Source organism: Deltaproteobacteria bacterium (assembly GCA_019309545.1).
In the GTDB taxonomy this organism is placed as follows: Bacteria; Desulfobacterota; Desulfobaccia; order Desulfobaccales; family Desulfobaccaceae; genus Desulfobacca_B.
In genome coordinates this window covers 130172-153760 of record JAFDGA010000012.1, presented here as the reverse complement: position 1 = coordinate 153760, position 23589 = coordinate 130172, and the positions used below count along the sequence as shown (strand labels likewise).

Annotated in this window: 25 protein-coding genes and 2 tRNA genes; 3 read left to right on the top strand and 24 right to left on the bottom strand. The window is 55.4% G+C overall.

Annotation, left to right across the window (positions count from 1 at the left end):
• The first annotated feature begins 272 nt into the window (after positions 1–272).
• Positions 273–695: a cupin domain-containing protein gene (locus JRG72_05830; GenBank protein ID MBW2134739.1), complete on the top strand. Its 423-nt coding sequence runs from the start codon at positions 273–275 to the stop codon at positions 693–695.
• Between the two features lie 18 nt (positions 696–713).
• Here JRG72_05830 and JRG72_05825 read toward each other — a convergent pair whose 3' ends face one another.
• Complete coding sequence (locus JRG72_05825) at positions 714–1688, bottom strand: ketopantoate reductase family protein (GenBank protein MBW2134738.1); 975 nt, start codon at positions 1686–1688, stop codon at positions 714–716.
• Positions 1689–1708: 20 nt separating this feature from the next.
• Here JRG72_05825 and JRG72_05820 point away from each other — a divergent pair, with 20 nt between their 5' ends.
• Entirely contained in the window at positions 1709–1993 is a 285-nt protein-coding gene (locus JRG72_05820; protein MBW2134737.1) for a transcriptional regulator, read from the top strand.
• Positions 1994–2037: 44 nt separating this feature from the next.
• On the opposite strand, the gene glmS is transcribed toward JRG72_05820, so the two are convergent.
• The 20 genes from glmS to JRG72_05720 form a co-directional block, all read right to left on the bottom strand.
• Positions 2038–3867 (bottom strand): glutamine--fructose-6-phosphate transaminase (isomerizing), encoded by a 1830-nt coding sequence (gene glmS, locus JRG72_05815; GenBank protein MBW2134736.1) that lies wholly within the window; start codon positions 3865–3867, stop codon positions 2038–2040.
• Positions 3868–3982: 115 nt separating this feature from the next.
• On the bottom strand, positions 3983–5344 hold the full coding sequence (gene glmU, locus JRG72_05810) for a bifunctional UDP-N-acetylglucosamine diphosphorylase/glucosamine-1-phosphate N-acetyltransferase GlmU (protein ID MBW2134735.1): 1362 nt from the start codon (positions 5342–5344) through the stop codon (positions 3983–3985).
• 141 nt (positions 5345–5485) lie between these two features.
• Complete coding sequence (locus JRG72_05805; protein MBW2134734.1) at positions 5486–5893, bottom strand: F0F1 ATP synthase subunit epsilon; 408 nt, start codon at positions 5891–5893, stop codon at positions 5486–5488.
• Positions 5894–5917: 24 nt separating this feature from the next.
• Complete coding sequence (gene atpD, locus JRG72_05800) at positions 5918–7330, bottom strand: F0F1 ATP synthase subunit beta (GenBank protein ID MBW2134733.1); 1413 nt, start codon at positions 7328–7330, stop codon at positions 5918–5920.
• Between the two features lie 29 nt (positions 7331–7359).
• The gene (gene atpG / locus JRG72_05795; GenBank protein MBW2134732.1) at positions 7360–8229 is read right to left on the bottom strand and encodes an ATP synthase F1 subunit gamma; all 870 of its coding nucleotides are present in this window, start codon (positions 8227–8229) and stop codon (positions 7360–7362) included.
• A 41-nt stretch (positions 8230–8270) separates the two neighbouring features.
• Positions 8271–9791: a F0F1 ATP synthase subunit alpha gene (locus JRG72_05790; GenBank protein MBW2134731.1), complete on the bottom strand. Its 1521-nt coding sequence runs from the start codon at positions 9789–9791 to the stop codon at positions 8271–8273.
• Entirely contained in the window at positions 9792–10343 is a 552-nt protein-coding gene (locus tag JRG72_05785) for a F0F1 ATP synthase subunit delta (GenBank protein ID MBW2134730.1), read from the bottom strand.
• Positions 10340–10948, bottom strand: coding sequence for an ATP synthase F0 subunit B (locus JRG72_05780; GenBank protein ID MBW2134729.1), 609 nt, complete (start codon positions 10946–10948; stop codon positions 10340–10342). Before JRG72_05780 ends, JRG72_05785 begins: the two co-directional genes overlap by 4 nt.
• Positions 10945–11373: a hypothetical protein gene (locus tag JRG72_05775; GenBank protein MBW2134728.1), complete on the bottom strand. Its 429-nt coding sequence runs from the start codon at positions 11371–11373 to the stop codon at positions 10945–10947. The genes JRG72_05780 and JRG72_05775 overlap by 4 nt, the downstream gene beginning before the upstream one ends.
• Positions 11374–11506: 133 nt before the next feature.
• The gene (gene rodA / locus JRG72_05770; protein ID MBW2134727.1) at positions 11507–12610 is read right to left on the bottom strand and encodes a rod shape-determining protein RodA; all 1104 of its coding nucleotides are present in this window, start codon (positions 12608–12610) and stop codon (positions 11507–11509) included.
• A 9-nt stretch (positions 12611–12619) separates the two neighbouring features.
• The gene (recR, locus tag JRG72_05765; protein MBW2134726.1) at positions 12620–13225 is read right to left on the bottom strand and encodes a recombination protein RecR; all 606 of its coding nucleotides are present in this window, start codon (positions 13223–13225) and stop codon (positions 12620–12622) included.
• Positions 13226–13237: 12 nt separating this feature from the next.
• The gene (locus JRG72_05760; protein MBW2134725.1) at positions 13238–13549 is read right to left on the bottom strand and encodes a YbaB/EbfC family nucleoid-associated protein; all 312 of its coding nucleotides are present in this window, start codon (positions 13547–13549) and stop codon (positions 13238–13240) included.
• Positions 13546–15147: a DNA polymerase III subunit gamma/tau gene (gene dnaX / locus JRG72_05755; protein ID MBW2134724.1), complete on the bottom strand. Its 1602-nt coding sequence runs from the start codon at positions 15145–15147 to the stop codon at positions 13546–13548. The genes JRG72_05760 and dnaX overlap by 4 nt, the downstream gene beginning before the upstream one ends.
• Before the next feature lie 115 nt (positions 15148–15262).
• Positions 15263–15355 (bottom strand) — tRNA-Ser (locus tag JRG72_05750).
• Positions 15356–15462: 107 nt separating this feature from the next.
• A tRNA-Ser gene (locus JRG72_05745) sits at positions 15463–15556 on the bottom strand.
• 63 nt (positions 15557–15619) lie between these two features.
• Positions 15620–16171, bottom strand: coding sequence for a tRNA adenosine(34) deaminase TadA (gene tadA / locus JRG72_05740; protein MBW2134723.1), 552 nt, complete (start codon positions 16169–16171; stop codon positions 15620–15622).
• 115 nt (positions 16172–16286) lie between these two features.
• A complete protein-coding gene (locus tag JRG72_05735) occupies positions 16287–16622 on the bottom strand; it encodes a hypothetical protein (GenBank protein ID MBW2134722.1) in 336 nt (111 codons plus the stop codon).
• Position 16623: 1 nt separating this feature from the next.
• Positions 16624–16947: a hypothetical protein gene (locus tag JRG72_05730; protein ID MBW2134721.1), complete on the bottom strand. Its 324-nt coding sequence runs from the start codon at positions 16945–16947 to the stop codon at positions 16624–16626.
• Between the two features lie 45 nt (positions 16948–16992).
• Entirely contained in the window at positions 16993–17250 is a 258-nt protein-coding gene (locus tag JRG72_05725; protein ID MBW2134720.1) for a hypothetical protein, read from the bottom strand.
• A gap of 47 nt (positions 17251–17297) precedes the next feature.
• Positions 17298–18650, bottom strand: coding sequence for an amidohydrolase (locus tag JRG72_05720; protein MBW2134719.1), 1353 nt, complete (start codon positions 18648–18650; stop codon positions 17298–17300).
• Positions 18651–18976: 326 nt separating this feature from the next.
• Here JRG72_05720 and JRG72_05715 point away from each other — a divergent pair, with 326 nt between their 5' ends.
• A complete protein-coding gene (locus JRG72_05715) occupies positions 18977–20335 on the top strand; it encodes an NAD-dependent succinate-semialdehyde dehydrogenase (GenBank protein MBW2134718.1) in 1359 nt (452 codons plus the stop codon).
• Between the two features lie 50 nt (positions 20336–20385).
• On the opposite strand, the gene JRG72_05710 is transcribed toward JRG72_05715, so the two are convergent.
• From JRG72_05710 to JRG72_05700, 3 genes are read right to left on the bottom strand one after another with little or no spacing between them, the layout of a single operon-like run.
• Complete coding sequence (locus JRG72_05710) at positions 20386–21582, bottom strand: aminopeptidase P family protein (GenBank protein ID MBW2134717.1); 1197 nt, start codon at positions 21580–21582, stop codon at positions 20386–20388.
• Positions 21582–22154, bottom strand: coding sequence for an LUD domain-containing protein (locus JRG72_05705; GenBank protein MBW2134716.1), 573 nt, complete (start codon positions 22152–22154; stop codon positions 21582–21584). Before JRG72_05705 ends, JRG72_05710 begins: the two co-directional genes overlap by 1 nt.
• 17 nt (positions 22155–22171) lie before the next feature.
• Complete coding sequence (locus JRG72_05700; GenBank protein MBW2134715.1) at positions 22172–23488, bottom strand: lactate utilization protein; 1317 nt, start codon at positions 23486–23488, stop codon at positions 22172–22174.
• Positions 23489–23589: the final 101 nt, after the last annotated feature.

The following is a 23589-nucleotide window of genomic DNA, read 5'->3' as shown; positions in this document are numbered from 1 at the left end:
CCATAACTATCCTAAAATGCACAACGTCATATCACTCAGAGCATTTAAAAGGTTAATTTGAGGTGAGGGCCGGGGGGGACCCCCGGCCCTCACCTCTAGCTCCCCTCCCAACCTCCCTTAAGAGGTTGGGGGAGAGGGTTTGAGAAAGGGGGGATAGGGGTCTCCAACCCTTAGCCCCCTCTCCCAAGAGCTGTTTTTTTCTAACCCCAATTCATTTATTTTATAAACTGAGTAATATCTTAAGCTTCAAAATGGAGAAAATCGGAAAACCGATGACGACAGAGACCAACCAGCCCCAATTTTTAGACTTGAGGGATGAAATTAAACGAGATGAGCGTGGTTTGGCATATTTCCCTTTCCGGGAGGCGACTGTTACCTGTGAAGGGGCAACCATCCTCAAGAGCCTTCATTTAGTGTCCATATTACCCGGCCAGGTGCGGGGCAACCACCAGCACCCTCACAAGCGGGAATGGCTCTATGTATTCCACGGAGAAGGCAACTTTGTCTGGCAGGATGATCAGGGGCAAAAGCACCAGCGACGGTTGGCCGGTGACCGGACCATGGTAATCATACCTCCCGGGATGCCGCATGCTCTTAGCAATGATGGCTCCCAGGTCCTCTATCTGCTGGCCTGGCGGATTCCGGAAAGGTTCGAAGTCAGCGAGCCGGACACAGTGCCCAGCCCGATCCCTTGAGAACGGGCTAAGTTATGCTTATGCTGCGCTTTTCTCAGCTTTCTGCTCACCTTGGCAAGTTGATCCGGCTTCCAGAAACCTAATCAGGTGACAGAGGGTTTGGTTATAGGGGGTAGTCAGCCCCAATTGATCCGCATAGCGGCAGATGGCGCCGTTTAAGGCATCGATTTCGGTGCGCCGACCCCGGCGGAGGTCCTGTAACATGGAGGGCAGATGCGCGGCAGTAGGCGGCACCAGGTTCTCCAGGAAATGCTGAAAGTAGCTTGTGGCGCTCGGCTGACTTAAAGGAATCGCCAGAGCCGCGGCTACCTGATAAATCTCCTGGATCAGGGCCAACATCAAATCCCGGGTGGCGGGATTATCCGCCAGAGCCCCGTAGGCCACTCCCAAAATGGCTCCCAGGGGATTGAGAGCACAGTTATAAAGCACCTTATCCCATATGTGGGTGAGGATATTATCTACTATGGCGGTGGGAATGCCGGCCCGGTTGAGATCCGCCGCCAACTGTTCCAGAACGGCTGGCGAAGTCTCTTCGGATGTGGCTCCCAGCAACACTCTATCAGCGTAAACCGTGACAGTAGAGACCCCGGGCTTGGTGATCTCCGCCCCAAAGATTACCCGTGCCCCGATGGTACGGGCAGCGCCGAATTCCTGGGCCAGGATGTCGATATTGCCCAAGCCGTTTTGCACCGAAACGATCAGGCCATTTGGGGCCAGCAGTCCCTTTACGGCCCGAGCCGCGGTTAGGGTATCAAAAGACTTTACACAGAGCAGAATAATATCGTAAGGGTCAGGGGAGGGCTGGTCAGGTTGCAGAGCCGCCACCGGCCCCAGGTGGAATTGCCCCCAGATGCCGTTGACGGTTAAGCCCTGGGTGATTAGATGTTCAAAATGGGGTCCTCGACCGCCAAAGGTTACCTGGTGACCGGCATGCTGCAGCAAACCACCAAAGACCGTGCCCAGCGCCCCGGTTCCCATGATCAAATATCGCATACCGACTCTTTTCTAAAACTATGATTACTCCCCGTCAGGCTATCAAAGAATTGTTACAGGAGCAACCTCTTTCGATCCGAGAACTTTCCCAGCGCCTGTCGTTATCTGAAAAGGAGGTGCTGGATCATCTGGGCCATATTGCCCGGGCCCCAGGCCCAAGCCACCGTTTTCAGATCATTCCGGCGGTCTGCCAGCATTGCGGCTTTGTCTTCAAAAAACGGGAGCGGCTCCGGACGCCTTCCCGCTGTCCGCTCTGCCGCCAGCAGTCGATCAGCCGCCCCCGCTTTGCTCTGATACTAAAGTAGGGATAAGCAGATGAAGATGGGCAAGGCTCGCTTGCCCGGATTGGTTATTCCACCGTCACGCTTTTGGCCAGATTGCGTGGCTGGTCAACATCGGTGCCCCGCAGATCAGCGATATGGTAAGCCAGCAGTTGCAGCGGTACCACCAGCAGAATAGGGGACAGCGCCAGGGTGGTCTCCGGAACCGGGATCAAGGTTTCAACCTTTTCATACACCGGGTAATTGTCGGCTTCGCTCAGGGCGATGACCCGGCCTCGCCGGGCGACTACTTCCTCGATATTGGCCATCATTTTATCAAACACCGGGCCTCGGGTGGCCAACACCACCACTGGCAAATGCTCATCAATCAGAGCAATGGGGCCGTGCTTCATTTCTCCGGCCGGATAGCCCTCGGCATGGACGTAGGAGATTTCCTTAAGCTTTAGGGCGCCCTCCAGGGCGATCGGATAATGGATCCCCCGGCCCAGATAGAGAAAATCCTGGGCATGGACATAGCGCTGGCCAATTTCTCGCAACTTCTGGTCATAGTCCAAAACCTCCTGGACTAAAGTAGGCAATTTTAACAAATTGGCCAGTTGCTCCCGCACCTGATCCTGGGTCTGACGGCCTAGCCGGCGGGCCAGAAAAAGACTTATCAAGAACAGGGCTACCAGTTGGGTGGTAAAGGCCTTGGTGGAGGCCACCCCAATCTCGGGCCCGGCATGGGTATAAAAGACGTTTTCGGATTCCCGCGCAATCGATGACCCGACCACATTGCAGATGGCCATGGTGCGCGCTCCTTTGGCCTTGCCTTCCTTCAAGCCCGCCAGGGTATCAGCGGTCTCACCGGATTGGGAGATGGGAATCAACAGGGTATGCGGATCAACGAAGGGATTGCGATAACGGAATTCTGAGCCCAAATCCACCTCAACCGGCAAACGGCACATATCCTCCAATAAAAATTTGCCAACCAGCCCCGCATGGTAAGAAGTGCCGCAAGCCACCAGGGTGATTTTCTTAAGCTGTTGCAGGTCCTTATCAGCCAATTTAAATTCTTCCAGAAATATTTCCCCCTGGTCGGGGTCGATCCGGGTGCGGAAGGTATCAATCAGGGCCCGGGGCTGTTCAAAGATCTCTTTTTGCATAAAATGCTTGTAGCCCGCCTTCTCGGCCATGGCCGGGCTCCAGGTGATGGTGATCACCGGCCGCTTCACCGGTTGGCCGTCTTGGCCTTCCAGGGTAAAGCCGCCGTCCTTCAGGATGACCAAGTCATGGTCTTCCAGGAAGACCACCTGCCGGGTATGGTGGAGAATAGCCGGTATATCCGAGGCGACAAAATATTCGCCGTTCGCCAGTCCTAAAATGAGCGGGCTTTCCTTGCGGGTCGCAATCAGCGTGCGGGGTTCCCGGGCGTTAATTACCACCAGGGCAAAGGAACCGCGGATTTCCTTGAGCGCCAGCTGCACCGCCTGGACAAAATCCGCCCCCCGGCAACTATATTTGTAGATTAATTGCGAGACAATCTCGGTATCAGTTTCGGAAGAAAAACTATGCCCTTCCTGGATCAGGCTCTGCTTCAGCTCCAGGTAATTCTCGATAATGCCGTTGTGCACCACGGCAATATGGCCGACCTGATGGGGGTGGGCGTTGGTCTCCGAGGGGCGGCCGTGAGTGGCCCAGCGGGTATGGCCGATGCCCATGGTGCCGGACAGCGGTGACTCCTGGAGCAATTTATCCAATTCTTTCAATTTGCCCAGACTGCGCCGGATCTCCAGGCCGTTATTGCCGATGACCGCCATCCCGGCCGAATCATAGCCCCGATATTCCAAGCGTTTCAGACCTTCGAGCAGAAGGGGCATGGCCTGCTGGGCCCCTAGATAACCTACAATACCGCACATACACCCCCCATTTATTTTTGTATTTGGAAAGGAATTGTTCACGCCCAGACGCAAGGGTCGGGAAGTTATAGCATTAATTCTTGGTGGGTTTAGCGTCTTAGCGTGAATTATAATTTTACCTAGGTTTGATCTCTTTTATAACCTGGCGGCCGCGGGCGATGGCCAGTTTGTCAGGGGGGACGTCCTCGGTAATCGTGGACCCAGCGCCCACATAAGCTCCGGCACCGACGGTTACCGGGGCGACCAGGGCGGTATTACTGCCGATAAAGGCTCCTGCTTCAATAACGGTCCGATATTTCTTCTGGCCATCATAATTACAGGTGATGGTTCCGGCCCCGACATTGACCTCCGGGCCGACCTCGGCATCGCCCAGGTAGGTGAGATGCCCGGCCTTGACCCCAGTATGGATCAGCGATTTTTTCACTTCCACAAAATTGCCGATCTTGGCTCTTTCCCGGATCTCACTCTGGGGCCGCAGATGGGCAAAAGGCCCGATCTGGACCTCATCGGCAATCACGCTACCGGTGATCACCGTAGACATTTTGATGATCACCCGGGCTCCCAAAGTGCTATCAGCGATCTTGACATTGGGCTCCAGGCAACAGCCGGGGCCGATGGTCGTGCTACCCAGCAGATAACAATTTGGGTAGATTACTGTATCCGGACCGATCTGAACGTCGGCCTCGATGTAAGTGGTCTCGGGGTCGATCAAGGTAACTCCGGCCAGCATATGGCGCTCATTGATCTGCTGCCGCACCTGGCGACTGACCACCGCCAAATCCACCCGGTTATTGATTCCCTGAAAACTCATGGCCTCCGGTGCCCTAAGACTGGCAACCTGCAAATTTCGGGCCTGAGCCTGGGCGATGACATCGGTGAGATAAAGTTCCTGCTGGTCATTATCTGGTCGCAGATTCCCCAGCGCGGTAACCAAAAAAGGCACATGGAAGCAGTAAATGCCGGTGTTAATTTCCCGAATTGATAATTCCTCTGGCTTGGCATCCCGGGCCTCGACAATTTTGAGAATATTGCCTTGACCATCTTTAACAATGCGGCCATAACTGCCCGGCTCGGCCAACTCCACGGTGAGTACGGTGGCCACCACACCGGTTTGGCAATGCTGATGGTATAAAGCTTCCAAGTAAGCGCTCGGCAACAGCGGCACATCACCGCAAACTACCAGCACTGACCCTTGATAACCGCCCAGGGCCTGGCAAGCCACCTGGACCGCATGGCCGGTGCCTAATTGCGGTTCCTGGGTCACAAAGGTGACCGGAGAAGAGGAGAACGCGGCTTTCACCGCCTCGGCCTGATAGCCGACCACGGCAATTATTTTATCAACCCCCAATTTGTTCAAGGTCTCTAGGGAATAGGCCAACATAGGGCGGCCCATGATGGGATGTAGCACCTTGGCCAGTTCCGATTTCATCCTGGTGCCCTTGCCCGCGGCCAGGACAATCGCAACCAATTCTGACATTTCTGTAGCCATCATCCGAATCCAAAATCTTTAACAGATATGTTTATAATAATGAACATCAGCAGATCCGGCCTAACTGCCTAAATAAAAAGGCAAGTCTTATTAGACTTGCCTTTTTTTATATGATTGTCAACAGAAAATTTAGCGGGTAGCGACCTTCATGCGCATGATAGAGCGGCGCAAGGCCGCTTCCGCCCGGGCCCAATCTATATCGGCAGTTCTACCCATAGCCAGACGGCGTTCGGCCCGTTCCCGGGCCCGCCGGGCCCGCTCGACGTCGATTTCATGGCCGCGTTCAGCGGAGTCGGCCAGGATCGTCACCTTCTGGCCAGTCACTTCGGCAAAGCCGCCACCTATGAACAGGTACTGGACCTGGCCGCCCTTCCGGTAATACATCTCGCCAATCTCCAGGGCGGAAAGGAAGGGGATATGGTTCACCAGCACGCCGAACTGGCCTTCCACACCGGGAGCGACGACAATGTCGACCTCTTCGGAGACCACCTTGCGGTCGGGAGTAACGACCTCCAATAACAAACTCTTTTCTGCCATGATTCCCCCTTATACGGAAAGGGCTTAGCCCATGGCCGCCAGACGCTCGGCTTTAGCTACGACCTCTTCAATGCCGCCGACCATATAGAACGCCTGCTCAGGGATGTCATCATGTTTTCCTTCCAGGATTTCCTTAAAGCCCCGCACGGTATCGGGCACCGACACGAATTTACCCTCGGTCCCGGTAAATTCGGCGGCCACGAAGAACGGCTGGGACAGGAAACGCTGAATCTTACGGGCCCGAGCCACAGTGATCTTGTCCTCTTCAGAAAGCTCGTCAATGCCCAAAATGGCGATAATATCCTGCAAATCCTTATACTTCTGCAGGGTCATCTGGACGTTCCGGGCTACCGTATAGTGCTCCTCGCCCAACACCGCCGGATCCAAGATCCGAGAGGTGGAATCGAGCGGGTCCACCGCCGGATAGATGCCCAGCTCGGCGATCTGCCGGGAAAGCACCACGGTGCCGTCCAGGTGCGCGAAGGTGGTGGCCGGGGCTGGGTCAGTCAGGTCGTCGGCGGGCACATACACACACTGCACGGAAGTAATCGAGCCTTTCTTGGTCGAGGTAATCCGTTCCTGTAACTCGCCCAAGTCAGTACCCAAGGTAGGCTGATAACCCACCGCCGAAGGCATGCGGCCCAACAGCGCCGAGACCTCAGAGCCGGCCTGGGTGAAACGGAAGATGTTATCGATAAACAGGAGCACATCCTGGCCTTCCACATCCCGGAAGTACTCGGCCGCGGTCAAACCGGTCAATCCCACCCGGGCACGGGCACCGGGAGGTTCGGTCATCTGACCGTAAATCAGCGCGGCTTTGGGTAAGACCCCGGATTGTTTCATTTCCAAATAGAGGTCGTTGCCTTCCCGGGTGCGCTCACCGACGCCGGCGAACACCGAAATACCACCATGGTGCATGGCGATATTGTGGATCATTTCCATCATGATGACGGTTTTGCCGACCCCCGCACCCCCGAACATGCCCATCTTGCCGCCTCGGGGAAAGGGGACCAGCAGGTCCATCACCTTGACCCCGGTTTCCAGAACCTTGACAGAAGTATCCTGATCGACGAAGGACGGCGCCGAGCGATGGATGGGGTAGTATACTTTGGCATCAACCGGTCCCATCCCATCCACCGGCTTGCCCACCACGTTCAGGACTCGGCCCAAGGCCTCGAAGCCGACCGGCACAGCAATGGGCTTGCCGGTGTCCTTAACCGGCATCCCCCGCACCAGACCATCGGTGGTATCCATGGCGATAGTGCGGACCATATTATTACCCAGGTGTTGAGCAACCTCAACCACCAGATTATCTTCGCTGTCATCGATAGCTGGATTAGTAATTAGCAAGCCGTTCAGAATCTCAGGAAGTTTGCCTTCCTCAAATTCCACGTCAACGACTGGACCAATGACGCGGGCGATATGTCCAATATTCATAATCTCCAGGTCCTCCTCAAATTTTGGGGCTAGCCTTTGAGGGCTTCCGCCCCGCCGATTATATCCATTAACTCCTTGGTAATAGCCGCTTGTCGAGCCTTATTCATTACCAGGGTGAGTTGCTGAATCATGTCTTTGCAGTTACTGCTGGCATTGTCCATGGCCGTCATCCGGGCAGCATGTTCGCTGGTGGAATTTTCCAGAAACCCATGATAGACCCTCACATTGATGTAACGGGGCAGGAGATAGTCTAGAAATTGGGCCTCCGGGGGTTCACAGAGGTATTCCTGAGCCGGACCCTCCTCCTCTGTCACCTCCGGGCTGATAGGTAACAGCTGCACCAACGTCGGACGCTGGATGGCCATGTTGACAAACTCGGAATAGATCAGATAGACTTCCTGCACCTCGCCGTTGTTAAAGGGAGTTACTACCTCCCGGGCGACGGCGATGGCGTCATTGAAGTCAAATTTATTCCAGACATCAACATAACCCATTCGGATGTTGGCCTTGCGACGCCGGAAAAAGTCTCGCCCTTTTCGACCGACACAGGTAAGCGAAACCTCAATGCCGTCAGCCTCTTTGGCCTTAACGAACTTTTCGGCCGCAGTAATCAGATTCATATTAAAACTGCCGCATAGTCCTCGATCGGCGGTCAACAATACCAGCTCAATCTTTTCCACCAAGGGGGTCCGGACAAAAAACGGATGCGCTTCCGGTTCCACCCGTCCGGCGATGCTGCTTAACATCTGAGAAAATGCCGCGGCATAAGGACGAAATTGTTCCATCCGGGCCTGGGCCCCGCGCAGTTTGGCTGCCGCCACCATATTCATTGCCTTGGTGATCTGCTGGGTTTTTTGAACCGCCCCGATTTTTCGTTTGATATCGCGTAACGTTGCCATCGCCTCAGTTTACCCTCCTTGATTGCCGGTGGCCCCGGTCATCAGGCGGCCTGGCTGGCTTGGAATACGGTTTTGAATTCTCCCAGGGCAGCTTTCATCTTCTCATCCAGATCAGGGCCGATCTCTTTCTTTTCCTTGATTTCGGTGAAGATCTCTGGATACTTGCCTTCAATAAAATCGTAGAGTTGCCGTTCGTAGTCGCCGAGTATTTCAACCGGCCACTCGTCTAAGTATCCCCGGGTTCCGGCATAGATGATGGTGATCTCTTTTTCCATGGGCAAAGGCTGATACTGGGGCTGCTTGAGAATTTCTACCAGCCGGATGCCTCGGTTCAACTGGAACTGGGTCGATTTGTCCAATTCCGAACCGAACTGCGCAAAAGCGGCCAATTCCCGATACTGAGCCAGATCAAGACGTAGTGAGCCTGCCACCTGCTTCATGGCCTTGACCTGGGCGGCGCCACCGACCCGGGAGACCGACAGCCCGACGTTGATCGCCGGCCGCACCCCGGCAAAGAACAATCCTGGTTCCAGATAGACCTGGCCGTCAGTAATGGAGATCACGTTGGTGGGAATATAGGCCGATACGTCCCCGGCTTGGGTCTCAATGATAGGTAAGGCCGTTAAGGAGCCTCCTCCCAGCGAGTCATTTAATTTGGCCGCTCGCTCCAGGAGCCGGGAGTGATTATAAAAAATGTCGCCCGGATAGGCTTCCCGTCCCGGTGGACGCCGCAGGAGCAGGGAAATCTGCCGATAAGCCGCAGCCTGTTTGGACAGGTCATCATAAATGATCAGGGCGTGACGGTTGGTGTCGCGGTAATATTCGCCCATGGTACAGCCGGAATAAGCGGCAATATACTGCAGGGGGGCCGGCTCACTGGCGGTCGCCGAGATCACGATGGTATGTTTCATGGCTCCGTGTCGTTCCAAGGCGTCCACCACCTGGGCCACGGTAGATTTTTTCTGGCCAATGGCGACATAAATGCAAATAACGCCGGATTCTTTCTGGTTAATGATTGAATCCACACAAAGCGCGGTTTTGCCGATCTGGCGGTCGCCGATAATCAGTTCCCGCTGCCCCCGGCCAATCGGGGTCATGGCATCAATGGCCTTATAGCCAGTGTACATCGGCTCATTCACCGGCTGGCGGTCAATAACCCCTGGGGCCTTTAATTCAATGCGGCGAAACTCCTTGGCTTCGATGGGCCCCTTGCCGTCTATCGGGTTACCAACCGGGTCCAGCACGCGGCCAATAACCGCATCACCCACTGGTACTTCAGCGATACGTCCGGTCCGTTTGACAATATCGCCTTCCTTGATGTGGATATCTTCACCCAGGATGGCGCAGCCGACATTATCTTCTTCCAGGTTCAGGGCAATACCGTAGATACCGCCAGGAAATTCCAACAATTCCATGGCCATGCATTTTTCTACCCCATGAACCCGGGCGATCCCATCACCGACTGAGAGCACCGTCCCCGTCTCGGCTACCTCAACCTTGGTCTCGTACTCCTTGATCTGGGTCCGGATGATCTGACTGATTTCTTCAGCTCTGATTTCCATTTAAAAAACCTCACTCCTTTTCAAAGATTCGGTTAAACTTTGAAGTTGGGTCCGTACACTGCCGTCCAAGATCAGGTCTCCGGCCCGGGCCAAGACCCCCCCGATGATCGTCGGGTCCTCTTCCACCTCCATTACTACCGTATTACCGGTAATCTTTTCCAGGGTTTCACGGATGCGGGTCAAGGTAGTCTCGTCCAGAGGAAACGCGGTCTTTACTTGGGTACGGCTGACGTTCTCCAACTGATCGACTAGCTGTTGGTAAACTTGAGAGATTCCCAGCACGGCATCAATACGTCGTTTGTCGAACAGCAGTTTAACAAAGTTTGACACTATCGGGGATAAATTGATTAGCTCAACAATGCGGAGCAAAACACTTTTGCGATCATCTTGGCTGTAAATGGGATTAATGATGGCGTTTTTGAGGTCTGGTTCCCGTTCCAGCAGATGGGCAAAAGCGCTGAGTTCCTCCCCATAATCCTTATACCGGCCATCCTCCTTGCCAATGGTCAGTAAAGCCTTGGCATAACGTCGGGCAATGGTCAGATTAATCAATGGGCTTCCACCACCTTTGTCAAGTATTCATCAACCAACCGCTGTTGGTCGTCGGCCGTAATGTGTTCTTTGATCAGACCTTCGGAAAGCTGGGCGGCCGTTTCCACCAGCTCTCGTTTTAAATCAGCGGCAGCCTTTTTCGTTTCGGCCTCAATGGTCAAGGCCGCCATTTCTTTGATCCGAGCCGCGGCCTGCTCGGCCCGCTCGATGATCCTAGCCTTTTCGGCTTCGCCTTCAGCGATAAAAATTTTAATGATCTTTTCCCGCTCTTCAGCTACGGTGGCCAGTCGGGCCTGGGCCTCGGCCAGAGCCTTTTCAGCTGCAGCCTTCTGGCTCTCCAACTCCTCCAGGTTCTGAGCGATCTGCTGTTTGCGGCCAGCAAAGAACTCCTTTATGGGTTTGGTTGCCAGTTTAATTAGAATTCCGGCAAACACCACAAAGTTTACGGTTCGCCAGATCAGGTCTTTAATTCTGGCCGCGTCATGTTCACCGCCGCCATGACCGGCCTCAGCAGCCCAAGCCACGCCGACCATCAGGACCATGCCAGCTAAGGTCAATGCCACCCCAAACCCCGTACCAATGCCTTTTCCGGTGCCTGTGCTCATGCTATCGCCCTCCCCAGAATCTTGGCAGCCAGCTCCATGGCAAAAGATTGGGCCTGAGGTTTCAGGGTCTCCCGGGCCTTAGCCATATCTTCTTTGATCTTTTTCTCGGTCTGCTCCCATTCGGTGTCGGTTTCTCTCTTTACCCGCTCCAGTAGGGATCCTTCTGCATCAGCGCCTTCCTTCTTGATCATTTCCCGCTTTTCAAATCCACTCTTGCGGGCAGCAGTGAGCTCGGCCTGGATGGTGCTCTTCACCTGTTGCTGATTCTCCGTGAGGGTGGCAATGTCACCCTCGTAACCCGAAATCCGGGCGCGGCGGTCGCTGATTGCCCCCCGGATAGGCCGGAACAACACTTGATTCAAGAGAAAGACCAGGAGCAAGAAGTTGATGATTTGTACATACAATGTCCAATTAAGCTCAATCATCTCTCTGGCCACCTCATTTAAGTTTTTGTTAAAACGACTAAATTAGACTATGTGAACTTTTCCGCAAAGTTATTTATGCATATTTACCTTATTTTAATTCTCCTGTCAAAGATTTTTTTGCAAAATCTCCGATTCACCCGGAAGGCAGAAGGCGCATGCGGATATTGAGCAGTAAACCAATACTGATCAGAGTAGAGATCAGGGAGGACCCGCCATAGCTGAACAGGGGCAGGGTGATGCCGACTACCGGCAACATCCCGGTCACCATAGAGATATTAATGAATATTTGCCAAAAAATCATGGCGATCAGGCCCAGGGCCAACAGATTGCCGAAGCGCTCCTTACAGGCCCGAGAAATCTGAAGTCCCCAGAGGATCAGTAAAATATAAAGCAAGAGCAAAAAAAAGGAGCCGGCAAAGCCCCATTCTTCCGCAAAGACGGAAAATACAAAGTCAGTATGCTGTTCCGGCAAAAAATTGAGCTTGCTTTGGGTACCCTGCAGGAAACCCTTGCCCCAGAGGAGACCAGAGCCCACGGCAATTTTGGACTGGATTATGTGATAGCCGGCGCCCAAGGGATCGTCGTCGGGATTTAGAAATGTAAGGATGCGTTGTTTCTGATAATCCTTGAGAAAATGCCACAGCAGCGGCGACAACAGCAATAAAGACGCCCCCAAAGCCATTAATATCTGCCAGCGGACTCCGACGAAGAGAACCATCGTCGCAGCGATTAGAGCGATTAAAAAGGCCGTGCCCAGATCCGGTTGCTTGACGACCAGAGCAAAGGGGATCAAGGCCAGAATAAAAGGCACCAGCAGTTCCCGCAGGTTTAAGGGGTCTAGCTGCTCGCGCGGCGAAAAGTGGCGGGCCAGAGCCAGGATGATGGCCAATTTAGTCAATTCCGAAGGCTGAAAGGACAGCGGCCCCAGAGGTAGCCAACGCTGGGAGCCGGATACCACCTTCCCGAATACCAGGACCAGCACCAACAAGACCACCGTGAGCCAGAATAGCGGATAGGCAACTTTCTCCAGATTACGGTAGTCAAACAACAAGGTCATCAACATCAGGCCGAAGCCGAACCCCAGCCAGTAAAGTTGCTTGATATAAAGCGGGGTGTCCTGCCTGGCGGCCTGACTGAGACCGGCACTGTAAAGATTTAGAATCCCTAGGCTCACAATGACCAGTACCAATCCTAGCAGAAACCAATCAAAATTATGGATTAAGCGCCGATCGATCAGCATCTTGATTCAAGCTTCCACCCGATGCCGCAAGGCCTCTTTGAGGGTCTGCTGATCGCAGTATTTCATATCGCCTCCCATCGGGATACCATAGGCGATGCGGGTTACCTTCACCCCTCGTTTGCGAAGCTGCTCGGACAAATAAGCGGTAGTACTCTCGCCCTCCAGGCTGGGGTTCAGGGCCAGCACCACCTCCTGGAGGCCTTCCGGCTCCAGACGGGCCAGTAGTTCCGCTACCCGTAAATCCTCGGGTCCGACCCCTTCCAGGGGAGAAATCAGTCCTCCTAAGACATGATAAACTCCCAGAAAGAACCCGGCCCGTTCCAAGGCCAACAGATCGCCGGGGTCGGCAACCACACATAACTGACCCTGGTGGCGGCTGGCGTCGGCACAGATAGGACAAAGTTCCTGATCGGCAAAGGCAAAACAGCGGGAGCAGAGCCGGATCTTATCCTTTAACTCAGTGAGAGCCTGGGTTAATTCGACGACCTCGGCCGCGGAGGCCCGCAACAAGTAAAGGGCCAGGCGAGTTGCAGTCTTTTCGCCGATCCCCGGCCATTTGCTTAAACAGGTGATTACCTTCTGGAGGGGAGCCGGATAGATTCCTTTGGGCATAGTGCCGGAGACTCACATCAGACCAGGAATTTTTAGTCCACCGGTTAGTTTCGACATCTCTTCGCTCACCATTTCCCGGGAGCGATTAAGAGCATCATTTACCGCGGCCAGCACCAGATCCTGAAGCATTTCCACATCGTCAGGATTGACCACTTCCGGATCGATACGCACCGAGACCAATTCCTGGCGGCCGTTGACAACCACTTCTACCATGCCTCCGCCAACCTGGGCGGATACAGTCCGTTCGCCCAATTCTTCCTGGATGGCCATCATCTTGCTTTGCAGCTTCTGGGCCTGTTTCATCAGATTGCCGATATTCTTCAAGGCGATTCCTCCTTTTTGGCCGACTGTTGCCGGTCTTCGGTAACCCATTGCCCGCCGAAGATCTCCAGCACCTGCTGTTTAATCTCGGCCATGGTAGCCGGTTTTGGGGAAGCCGCCGGCGGCGGGGCGGCAGGGGGCGATAGAGACGGTCTGATGGAGAGTTGATATTGGCTGCCAAAAAAATCCTCCGCCAACTCGCGTAAACCGGTTAGGTGCTGCTCCCCGAGGGCATTCCAGCCCTGGCCCAGGGTAATTACCAGGTGCTGCTCCTCCTCCTTTTCCAAACGGCTCTGTTGTAATGCCGCAGCCACAGAATTTCCCATCTGTTTCTGCACCAGTACGACAAATTCCGGCCAGCGCTGGGCCGGAGGCTTTGATTCTGATAATTCTGGTACCTTAGGCTGATCAGCCACCGGGCTAGAGACGGCTGCCTCAGGGCTGGCCTCTCCGCTGGCCAGCCGGGCTTCGAGGGCGGCCAGACGTTCGAGCCATTCCTCTATCGGCACTACGGGTTCAAGATGGACCAAACGCAGCAGTAGAATTTCCAGGGCCAGGCGCGGAAAACTGGCCCGGCGCAGGTCTTCGCTGGCTTTAAGCAGTTCATTAAGAAGATTAAACAGATAGGGTAAGGGACGCTGTTGGGCCAGACCCTGAAGTTGCTGCCATTCCGGGTCAGCCACTTCGACCAGGGACCGGGCCTCGGGGACCAGGGCAGCGAGCAATAAATGACGGCTATAGAGCACCAGATCCTGATAAAAGCGCTTCAGATCTAGCCCATGTTCGTGGAGTTCCTCCACCAGTTGCAGCACTTCCGCTCCCCGGCGCTGGATAATCGTCGTCAGGGTCTGGAGCAGCACCCGGCGATCGGTTAACCCCAGGATGCGGGCGACTTCGGCGGCACTGACTTGCCGGCCTCCAAAGGTCACTACCTGGTCCAGCAACCCCAGGGCGTCCCGCAGGCTGCCCTCGGCCTCCGTAGCCAAGAGTCGCAGCCCCTCCGGTGCCAACTGCCAGCCTTCCTGGGCGGTCAGACGGGCCAGATGCTCCTGGATCAAGGGGGCCGGCAGGCGCTTGAAATCATAGCGCTGACAGCGGGATAAAATGGTCACCGGCACCTTATGCGGCTCGGTGGTGGCCATGACAAACAGGACATGCGACGGCGGCTCTTCCAGGGTTTTGAGCAGGGCATTAAAGGCCTCTTTGGTGAGCATATGGACTTCGTCAATAATATAGACCTTATAACGGCCGTGTGCCGGTAAGTATCTGATATTTTCTCTAAGTTCCCGGACCTCATCAATGCCCCGATTGGAGGCCCCATCGATCTCCAGGACATCCAGACTATGGCCCTGAGTGATCTCCTGACAGGACTGACATTGGTTGCAGGGATGGGCCGTCGGCCCCGACGCGCAATTCAGCGCCTTGGCCAGAATGCGGGCCACCGAGGTTTTGCCCACCCCGCGGGGGCCGCTGAATAGAAAGGCGTGGGCTACTCGCCCTTGAGCAATGGCATTCTTCAGGGTCTGGGTGACATGCTCCTGTCCCACCACCTCTTCAAAAGTCTGCGGACGCCACTTGCGGGCCAGTACCAGATAAGACATAAAAATGCAGTTTTCTGTTTTCGGTTTTCAGGTCAGAAGCAGGAAAACTCGCTTGAGCTAATACTCAATAACTGACAACTGAAAACTTTATAATTGACAACTGAAAACTTTATAATGGCGGAGAGAGAGGGATTCGAACCCTCGGTACACCTTTTGGGCGTACACGCGATTTCCAGTCGCGCCCCTTCAGCCTCTCGGGCATCTCTCCATAAAAAAGTTCCGGGTTTTTAGTTTTCGGTTTTTAATTAAGCTAAATCTATTTGGTGCAAATAATCTATAACTGAAAACTAACCAATTCCAACTGACCACTAATCATGGCGGAGGGGGTGGGATTCGAACCCACGTGGGAGTGATTAGCCCCCAAGTCGATTTCGAGTCGACCCCGTTACGGCCTCTTCGGTACCCCTCCAGCTTTTATTTACACCCTTACCCTGGCCCTCTCCCTTCAGGGAGAGGGGGGATAATGGACTTTTTACAATTCTTCCAAACTTTGGGATCGGGCCTCTTGTCTGGAGCTTGCAGCCTGCCGCCGGGTGCGAAAAAACTCCTGAATCAGGGCCCGGCATTCTGCTTCCAGCATGCCGCCTTGCACCTCCAGCCGATGATTCAACCGAGGGTCAGCGGGAATCTGGTATAGGGAGATGCAAGCCCCGGCTTTTGGATCCGGCGCGCCGAACACCAGCCGTTGCACGCGGGCCTGGATTATCGCCCCCAGGCACATCAGACATGGTTCAATAGTAACATAGAGGGTAGTGCCGGGCAATCGGTAATTTCGGACTTTGGCCGCGGCCTCCCGCAACGCCAAAATTTCAGCGTGCGCGGTGGGATCAGCCAGCTTAATGGGCTGATTATGACCCCTTCCCCAGATCTCCCCATCCGGCCCGACCAGCACCGCTCCCACCGGCACTTCGCCCGCGGCCAGGGCCTTTCGCGCCTCACTCAGGGCCTCGTCCATATAAGAGGAATTTCGAGTTTCGAGTTTCGAGTTTCGAGTAAGATCGGGAAGGCGCTCTGGATCTAACATATATTATTTTGGAAAATTTGACTCTGGCCTAATAGCTAAACTCAGTCCCAAGTAGCCGATATGATTATAATTTCTGTCTAGTCAAACAGAAACCAGAAAACTCACCACCCGCGCCTCACCCCAGATACGCCATAGCCTCCTGTTCATAACGTCCCAGCAGGTCCAGGGCCTGGTATTCCTGGTCCAGCAGCTCCTGGTAGCGCCCGGAATAGGCAGCCGGTGGTGTTTGCTGCTGCAATTCCTCTACCGCCTGTTGGCCCAGCAGCCGGACCGCCTCGCGGTCGGGCGGCCCGGCCAGTTTAAGATAACGCAAGCTCTCCGGGAAATCGTCCTCTTCCAGGGCCGCCAAGGCCCGAGAGCGGTAATAGCCCTCGGGCATCAGGCCCGATTCTTCCACGGGCTCGACCAGCAGCCAGCGGCCCAGACGAAAGAGCAGGTTGAGACCCAGCATTTCAGGCTTTCTGGGCCGACATCCCCGCTTCCACCATCCTGAGAATGGTCTCCCGCAGTTCAGGCAAATCTTCGGTCAGCTCATCAATCCGTTTAGCTACCTGGCGGTAATCTTCTTCATCACTGAGCCGGGCCCGGACGATGGTGTCCTGCAAGGACTCGCCCAAGCGGCGATCCAAACGCCACAGGCCGACCGCGGCCCCCACCAACTCCAGCAAACCGTGGGTGATATGGTAGCCGGTGATTTCAGTGATGGTTACGTCAGCCGCCAGCCCGATTAAGGCCCCGGCTAATCCACCCTTAACGGAAAGGTTTTGTTTAGACATGGGTCTTTCTCGCCAAAAAAAGATTTTTTACTCCGGAGGTTTGATTTATTCGACCTGCGGCGGGACGGGAATCTTGACCTTGGCCAATCCCTGAACCAATTTTTCCGTCTCCGTCAGCATCCGTCCGATATGACGGTCCTTTTCCTCTATGCGGCGCTTCAGGTGGCGGTTTTCCTCCCGCAGGCGCTTGACTTCCGAGCCCTTAAACAAACCTTTGATCTTGATTCCGGCCAGGGTGAGCCCTACCCCCAAAATCAGGCCGGTCCCCAGACCTAACATAAGATCCACTATATGGAGCTCCATTCGGACCTCTTTAACGAGAAGTTATCAATTACAATGGCTTTTGTCAATCAGACCGGCGGTTCCAGGTCACTAGCACCAAAGCTGGACATACCCCGGGAATGGGTCAACTCATGGACTCGCTGTCTGGTTTCGTCCCAATCCAGCGTCAGAAATTCCCGCTCCCGGAGCAGCCAACGGCCATCAGCCATCACATCTTTGACATCAGCAGCCCGGGCCGCATAGACCAGGTGTGAATAAGGATCATAGAGCGGGGTCAGATGGGGCTGGTCCAGATCGAGGATGATCAGGTCGGCAGCTTTCCCCGGGGTTATGGTCCCGGTGCGGTCTGCCAGACCCAGGACTCGGGCGCCCTCGCGGGTGGCTAGAGCCACGACCTCGGGGGCGGGCAGGCAGGTGGGATCGAGGCGGATAACCTTATGGAGCTTGGCGGCCAGGGCCATTTCCCCAAACAGATCCAAGTTATTGTTGGAGGCGGCGCCATCAGTGCCCAGTCCGACGCAGATGCCTTTGTGCAACAGCTCAGGAACCGGGGCCACGCCGGAGGCCAGCTTCAGGTTGCCTTCCGGACAGTGGCTGACCTTGACGCCGCGGCGGGCCAGGATTTCCTGGTCGGCTTCATCCACCCAAATGGCATGGGCGGCGACCGTCAGGCTATCGAGGATGCCCAGCGAGTCCAGGTAAGCCACCGGGCTCAGACCATGCACTTGTTTCATCCGGTCAACTTCCGCCTGGGTTTCGGCCAGGTGGATGAAAAAGGGCAGATTCCGTTCTCGGGTCAGGGCCTTGGCCTGTTGCAGGGTGCCAGCGCGGCAGGTATAAGGGGCATGACAGAACAGGGTAGAGGTGACCAGCCTCTGTCCGCCTCCAGCCCCGGAATCGATAAATTCGGCCGCCACTTTTAAATTATCCTGCGGATCCGGCACCCCAGGAACGGGGAAATCCAGCACCCCCTGCGCCATGACGGCGCGCAGCCCTGTCTCCAGATAGGCGTGGCGGGCGGCCGCGGCAAAAAAATAGCCATCGCCCACGGTAGTGATGCCGCCCCGGAGCATTTCGGCAATCGCCAGCCGGGTGCCCCAGTGGACGAATTCGGCGTCTACATACCGAACCTCAGCGGGAAAGATATATTTATGTAGCCAGTCTTCCAGAGGCAGGTCATCGGCTAGTCCCCGGAACAGGGTCATGGCCGCGTGGGTATGGGTATTGATCAGACCCGGCATCACCAGGCTGCCCTGGACATCCAGTTGCTCCCGGGCGGCGGGCAATTCGGCAGCGCTGGCCTCCTGTCCGACCGCGGCGATGCGGTCGCCCTGCACCGCCACATAACCGTTGGCCAGAGGTGGCACCCCTGGCTCCAGGGTGAGCACCAAGGCATTATGGATCAAGTGATCGAATTCCATTTAAAAACCCAAATACCAGGTTTATAGTCTTATTCCAAAGCCAAGAACCAGAATTTCATAGATATCTTAAAGCCTTGGACGGTGGACCGATGATTTGGGGCCTCAGATTGATGATATTATCAATGATTGTGTAATATATTATAAATAATTTCGTCTGCCAAGAACCGGGCTGGATCTATGGTTAGGCTCAAATTTCAAATTATCGGCATTTCAGGTGATAAAATTTTCCAGAAATGATATTAAATCGCGGTGCCGCAACAGGCTCAACCTGGAATAAGATGGAAAAACCTTAGGGATCAGGTGCTATAAATAACAGAGGCGACAATATGCAAAGCATCAATCCGGCCACCGGCCAAGTCATTAAACAATACCCTGAACACCACCTTTGGGAATGTCAAGATATTCTTCTAAGGGTAGATAAAGCCTGGAAATCCTGGAAATCCACCTCTTTTTCGGAAAGGGCTGCCCTAACCAAACGGGTGGGCCAGGCATTACTGGCACACCAGGACCAGTACGCCCAACTGATCACCCAGGAAATGGGTAAAATCATCAAAACCGCTCGGGCCGAGGTGGAAAAGTGCGCCTTCATTTGCGACTACTATGCCGATAATGCCGAGGCCATGCTGGCCGACGAAGCAATTCCCCTGGAATCCGGCCGAAGTTTTGTCAGCTTTGAGCCGATCGGTGTGGTGCTGGGGATCATGCCCTGGAATTTTCCCTTCTGGCAGGTCTGTCGCTATGCCGTCCCAGCCCTGATAGCTGGCAATGCTTGCGTCCTCAAGCATGCCTCCAACGTCCCCGGCTGTGCCCTGGCCCTGGAAGAGGTCTTCCGGCAGGCCGGCTTCCCAGAGGATATTTTCCGCACCCTGCTGATCCCTGGCAGTCAGGTTGAGCCCTTGATTGGCCACGAGGTCATCAAGGGGGTAGCCCTCACTGGCAGTGAAAAAGCTGGCAGCCAGGTGGCGGCCGCCGCGGGCCGACATCTAAAAAAGACCGTCATGGAACTGGGGGGGACGGACCCTTTTGTTGTCCTCGAAGACGCGGATTTCGACCTCTGCTGTACCCTGGCGGTCAAGGCTCGGATGCAAAACGCCGGTCAGACCTGTATTGCCGCCAAACGCTTTATTGTGTTGGAAAAGGTTGCAGCCGCGTTTGAGGCTCGCCACAAACAGTTGGTGGAAAATCTGGTGGTCGGTGACCCCTTGAAGGAGGAGACTAACTTAGGCCCGCTGGCCCGTGCCGATCTGCGGGAGCAACTTCACCAGCAGGTCCAGGATTCAATTAAAATGGGAGCCCGGCTGGTTACCGGCGGGAAAAGTCTTGATGGCCCCGGGTTCTATTATACCCCCACCATTCTGGCCGAGGTCAAAAAAGGCATGCCGGTTTATGATCAGGAGACCTTTGGCCCGGTATCCGCCCTCATCACGGTTAAAGATGAAGAGGAGGCTATAGCTGTGGCCAATGACTCCCCTTACGGTCTGGGAGGCAGCATCTGGACCCGAGACCTAAAACGCGGCGAGCGTCTGGCCCGCCGGATTGAGTCCGGCACCGTGGTGGTCAATACCATGACCAAGTCGGACCCCCGCCTTCCCTTTGGCGGGGTCAAAAGATCCGGCTATGGCCGCGAAATGTCCCACTACGGCATCAAAGAATTCGTCAACATCAAGACTATTTATATTGCCTGAGTTAAAGCCCGAAAGCGAAGACGGGCGGTTAGGGGCTTCGGCGAACCAGTTCATACTGGCTTAACCGCTATACCTGGGGGAGAGACGGTCAGCCATTCCACTCCAGTCGGGGTGATGCGGCCGGTATCCTCCTGGCCGATCATCCCGATTTCCGGCAGGAAAAATTTGGGTTCAAAGGCCACCACCATATCGGCTTCGAAGGGATAAGGGAAATGGGCGCTGAGGAGAGGGAATTCGTCCGCCTCCAGCCCCACGCCATGGCCGATGAAGCGCACCCGATCCTGGCCCACCCCCATGAAATAATCTTGGCGACCCCGGACTCGCACTTCCTCCCAGAGGCAGTTATAAATATCTCCAGGCCTCACTCCGGGACGGGCTTCGGCTTCAAACATCCGGTACAGGTCTTCAACTACTGCAAAGGCTTCCCAGGCGGCCTCAGGCAGGGACCCCAGGGCATACATTCGGGTCTGATCAATGATATAGCCGTTGACACAGGCCAGAAAGTCGATGCTGATCGGTTCCCCCGGGGCCAGCCGCTTCCATCCCGCTCCCTGGGGGAAGGCGGGGCTGACCCCAGTGCCGCCGCTCGGGGTGTCCGTATAAGCGGCCTTAAGCCCCGAAATCCCTGATAGTACGTGACCGAAAAACAGTTCCAGATTCCAGCGCCGGATGCGCGCCAGGCCTTGATGGCCCAAACGGCGCAGATGATAGACCACCGCGGCGTCAAGCTCCAATTCAGTCATTCCGGGTTTGAGCAGGTCGGTGGCCATCTGGAGAGCCTGGTCGAGGAGAGCCGCGGCCCGGCGCTGTTGCTCGATTTCGTAGGCGCTTTTGATCATGCGCTGGCGACGAATGATGGTCGAGGCATCTATGATCTGATTCCGGGGGAAAACCTGCTCGCCCAGCTTTAAATACAGGGCAGCGGGCAGGACATCCAGCTCCAGCCCGATTACGGCTTGCCGGCTCAGGCCCGCCTTTTCCAGTATGCTATGGAGATCTTTAAAATTATTAAAATTTCGGACCTGCCAGACCGAGCCTTCCGTGTCGAGGCGCTGCTGCGGCCGGCGTACTGCTAAGATCGGCTGATCCTGGGCGGGCACGGCCAGAAAACCGTCCACCACGGTGCCGCTATAATAGAACAGGTCGGTATTCTGGGCGATCAGCGCCAGATCAATTTTATGGCTCACTAACTGGCGCTGTAGATGAGTAATGCGGGACTCAATTTCGACGGTGGGCACTCTTTCCATCAGGTCTCCGGGGTATAAATCAGCACCTCCAGGCTCTCGGCCCCCTGCGCGCCCAGGACTAGGGTTTTTTCGATATCCGCGGTGCGGCTGGGGCCAGTAAGCCAGCTGACCAGCCCGGAGGGTTCCTGGGCGGTCCACTCCAGGGCCTGGGCCAGGGTCAAGGTGGCTCGGTCGGCGGGGACGATTACGATCTGCTTACGGGGACGCAGGGATAGCCGAAAAGCTAGGGGGGACAAGGCATTGATCAAAATGCTGCCGGTCTCCGGAATGGCTCCCGCTGCTACGGTTACTGCAGTGTCTATGTCTGCGGTCCAGGCCTGGTCGGGGGACAGATGGGAAAGGAAGCTTACCTCTGTTACTCCCCGATTCCCTAGGCGAGAGGCTACTTCCTGCAGCCAGGGATGATCCTCTAGAACCAGTGGCGGATGCCCGCGTGTGGCCAGGGCCAGGGCCAACTGATCGGGCCCATGCACTTCTTGTCCATGAGCTCGGGCTTCGGTCAGCCGGCTGAAAAGTAGATACAGATCAAGCGCTAGATCGAAAATTGTAATTGCTCCACTGGTGTTAACCAAGTCAAGTGCCGGTGATTCTAAGAAACCGATTTTTGCTTCGACTGCATCATGCGATGATAACTCTGTGGAGCCAATTCTGGCAAGCAGCGTCCCGGTCCCCACAGATATTTTTGTCCGGTGGCCGGTAAATGCTGCCGGACCAGCCGCAGCCAAGGTTCCAGGCCACGATAGAGACGGGGCCGGGCCATAATCGCCGCGGCGCCCTGCATCAAAAGACGCAGTCCACGATGACGGGTACTCTGAGCGCGGCGCCGTGCAATTTTATCGGCTAAATTGATCTTAACCGGACAGATCAGGCTACAGGCCCCGCACTGAGTGCATAGATCGGTCAGATCTGTGCCATGGCTTAGAAACGGAGCCAGCAGGATGCCGATGGCGCCAGGATAGACCTGACCGTAAAGATGGCCGCCCCCTAACTGAAAGATCGGGCAGATATTCAGGCAGGCCCCGCACCGCAGGCAGTAAAGCGCCTCCTGCCACTCAGGGTGGGCAGCCAACCGCCGCCGGCCATTGTCCAATAGAACCAGGTAAAAGGCCTGATTTCCATGGGGCTGCTTTTTCAGACCACCGATAAAGTTAACATAGGCGGTCAGCCGTTGGCCGGTAGCGCTGGCCGGTAAGAGACGCAAAAAAACCTCGAGGTCGGTCAGCCGGGGAATGATTTTTTCGATTCCCATCAGTGCCAGGTGCACCGGCGGGACCGTGGCACTGAGCCGCAGATTGCCTTCGTTCTCCAGCATTACCAGGGTGCCGCTGGCCGCGGCGGCAAAGTTGACTCCGGTAATCCCCATCTGGGCTTCCCAAAAGCTAGGGCGCAAAAATCTGGCACCCTGGCGGCTGAGACAGGAAGGATCGGTCTGAGGCCTTACCCCCAGCCGGTCACTGAACAGGTCGGCGATCTGTTCCCGGTTAAGGTGCAGGGCCGGGGCGGTAATATGACTGGGGCGGTTCCCGGCCAGTTGGACAATAAATTCCCCCAGATCAGTCTCGGAAACCGTTATCCCGGCGGCCTCCAGGGCTGGATTGAGATTGATTTCTTCGGTAGCCATGGATTTGGCTTTGACCACTGCCTGGACCTGGTGTCGCCGCGCCACCTCCAGGATCAGCCGGCGGGCCTGAGTCGCATCTTCGGCCCACAACACCTCGCCGCCCCAGCTTCGGACCTGGCGCTGTAATTGTTCCAGGAAGTCATCCAGATGATCGATAACCTCGGCCTTTATCGCCCGGGCCTGCTCACGCCAGGCTTCCCATTGCGGGTAGGTCCCCACTATTTGCTCCCGGGCTGCTAACGCTCGATGGCTGGCGACTCGAACCGAGGGATGGGTTTCAGTCATTTTTCTTATTGATCTTATTTAGGAAAACTACCAAGATTAGTAGCGGCACAGTTTTTGACAGTCCTAGTCCAGTACATTTTTATGCTGTGTACTCAATTCTG

What these genes read in the sequence shown, in the direction of transcription:
- JRG72_05830 (MBW2134739.1), top strand. Translation starts at nt 273, where the DNA reads ATGACGACAGAGACCAACCAGCCCCAATTTTTAGACTTGAGGGATGAA.
- JRG72_05825 (MBW2134738.1), bottom strand. Translation starts at nt 1,688, where the DNA reads ATGCGATATTTGATCATGGGAACCGGGGCGCTGGGCACGGTCTTTGGT.
- JRG72_05820 (MBW2134737.1), top strand. Translation starts at nt 1,709, where the DNA reads ATGATTACTCCCCGTCAGGCTATCAAAGAATTGTTACAGGAGCAACCT.
- glmS (MBW2134736.1), bottom strand. Translation starts at nt 3,867, where the DNA reads ATGTGCGGTATTGTAGGTTATCTAGGGGCCCAGCAGGCCATGCCCCTT.
- glmU (MBW2134735.1), bottom strand. Translation starts at nt 5,344, where the DNA reads ATGTCAGAATTGGTTGCGATTGTCCTGGCCGCGGGCAAGGGCACCAGG.
- JRG72_05805 (MBW2134734.1), bottom strand. Translation starts at nt 5,893, where the DNA reads ATGGCAGAAAAGAGTTTGTTATTGGAGGTCGTTACTCCCGACCGCAAG.
- atpD (MBW2134733.1), bottom strand. Translation starts at nt 7,330, where the DNA reads ATGAATATTGGACATATCGCCCGCGTCATTGGTCCAGTCGTTGACGTG.
- atpG (MBW2134732.1), bottom strand. Translation starts at nt 8,229, where the DNA reads ATGGCAACGTTACGCGATATCAAACGAAAAATCGGGGCGGTTCAAAAA.
- JRG72_05790 (MBW2134731.1), bottom strand. Translation starts at nt 9,791, where the DNA reads ATGGAAATCAGAGCTGAAGAAATCAGTCAGATCATCCGGACCCAGATC.
- JRG72_05780 (MBW2134729.1), bottom strand. Translation starts at nt 10,948, where the DNA reads ATGAGCACAGGCACCGGAAAAGGCATTGGTACGGGGTTTGGGGTGGCA.
- JRG72_05775 (MBW2134728.1), bottom strand. Translation starts at nt 11,373, where the DNA reads ATGATTGAGCTTAATTGGACATTGTATGTACAAATCATCAACTTCTTG.
- recR (MBW2134726.1), bottom strand. Translation starts at nt 13,225, where the DNA reads ATGCCCAAAGGAATCTATCCGGCTCCCCTCCAGAAGGTAATCACCTGT.
- dnaX (MBW2134724.1), bottom strand. Translation starts at nt 15,147, where the DNA reads ATGTCTTATCTGGTACTGGCCCGCAAGTGGCGTCCGCAGACTTTTGAA.
- tadA (MBW2134723.1), bottom strand. Translation starts at nt 16,171, where the DNA reads ATGTTAGATCCAGAGCGCCTTCCCGATCTTACTCGAAACTCGAAACTC.
- JRG72_05735 (MBW2134722.1), bottom strand. Translation starts at nt 16,622, where the DNA reads ATGCTGGGTCTCAACCTGCTCTTTCGTCTGGGCCGCTGGCTGCTGGTC.
- JRG72_05730 (MBW2134721.1), bottom strand. Translation starts at nt 16,947, where the DNA reads ATGTCTAAACAAAACCTTTCCGTTAAGGGTGGATTAGCCGGGGCCTTA.
- JRG72_05725 (MBW2134720.1), bottom strand. Translation starts at nt 17,250, where the DNA reads ATGGAGCTCCATATAGTGGATCTTATGTTAGGTCTGGGGACCGGCCTG.
- JRG72_05720 (MBW2134719.1), bottom strand. Translation starts at nt 18,650, where the DNA reads ATGGAATTCGATCACTTGATCCATAATGCCTTGGTGCTCACCCTGGAG.
- JRG72_05715 (MBW2134718.1), top strand. Translation starts at nt 18,977, where the DNA reads ATGCAAAGCATCAATCCGGCCACCGGCCAAGTCATTAAACAATACCCT.
- JRG72_05710 (MBW2134717.1), bottom strand. Translation starts at nt 21,582, where the DNA reads ATGGAAAGAGTGCCCACCGTCGAAATTGAGTCCCGCATTACTCATCTA.
- JRG72_05700 (MBW2134715.1), bottom strand. Translation starts at nt 23,488, where the DNA reads ATGACTGAAACCCATCCCTCGGTTCGAGTCGCCAGCCATCGAGCGTTA.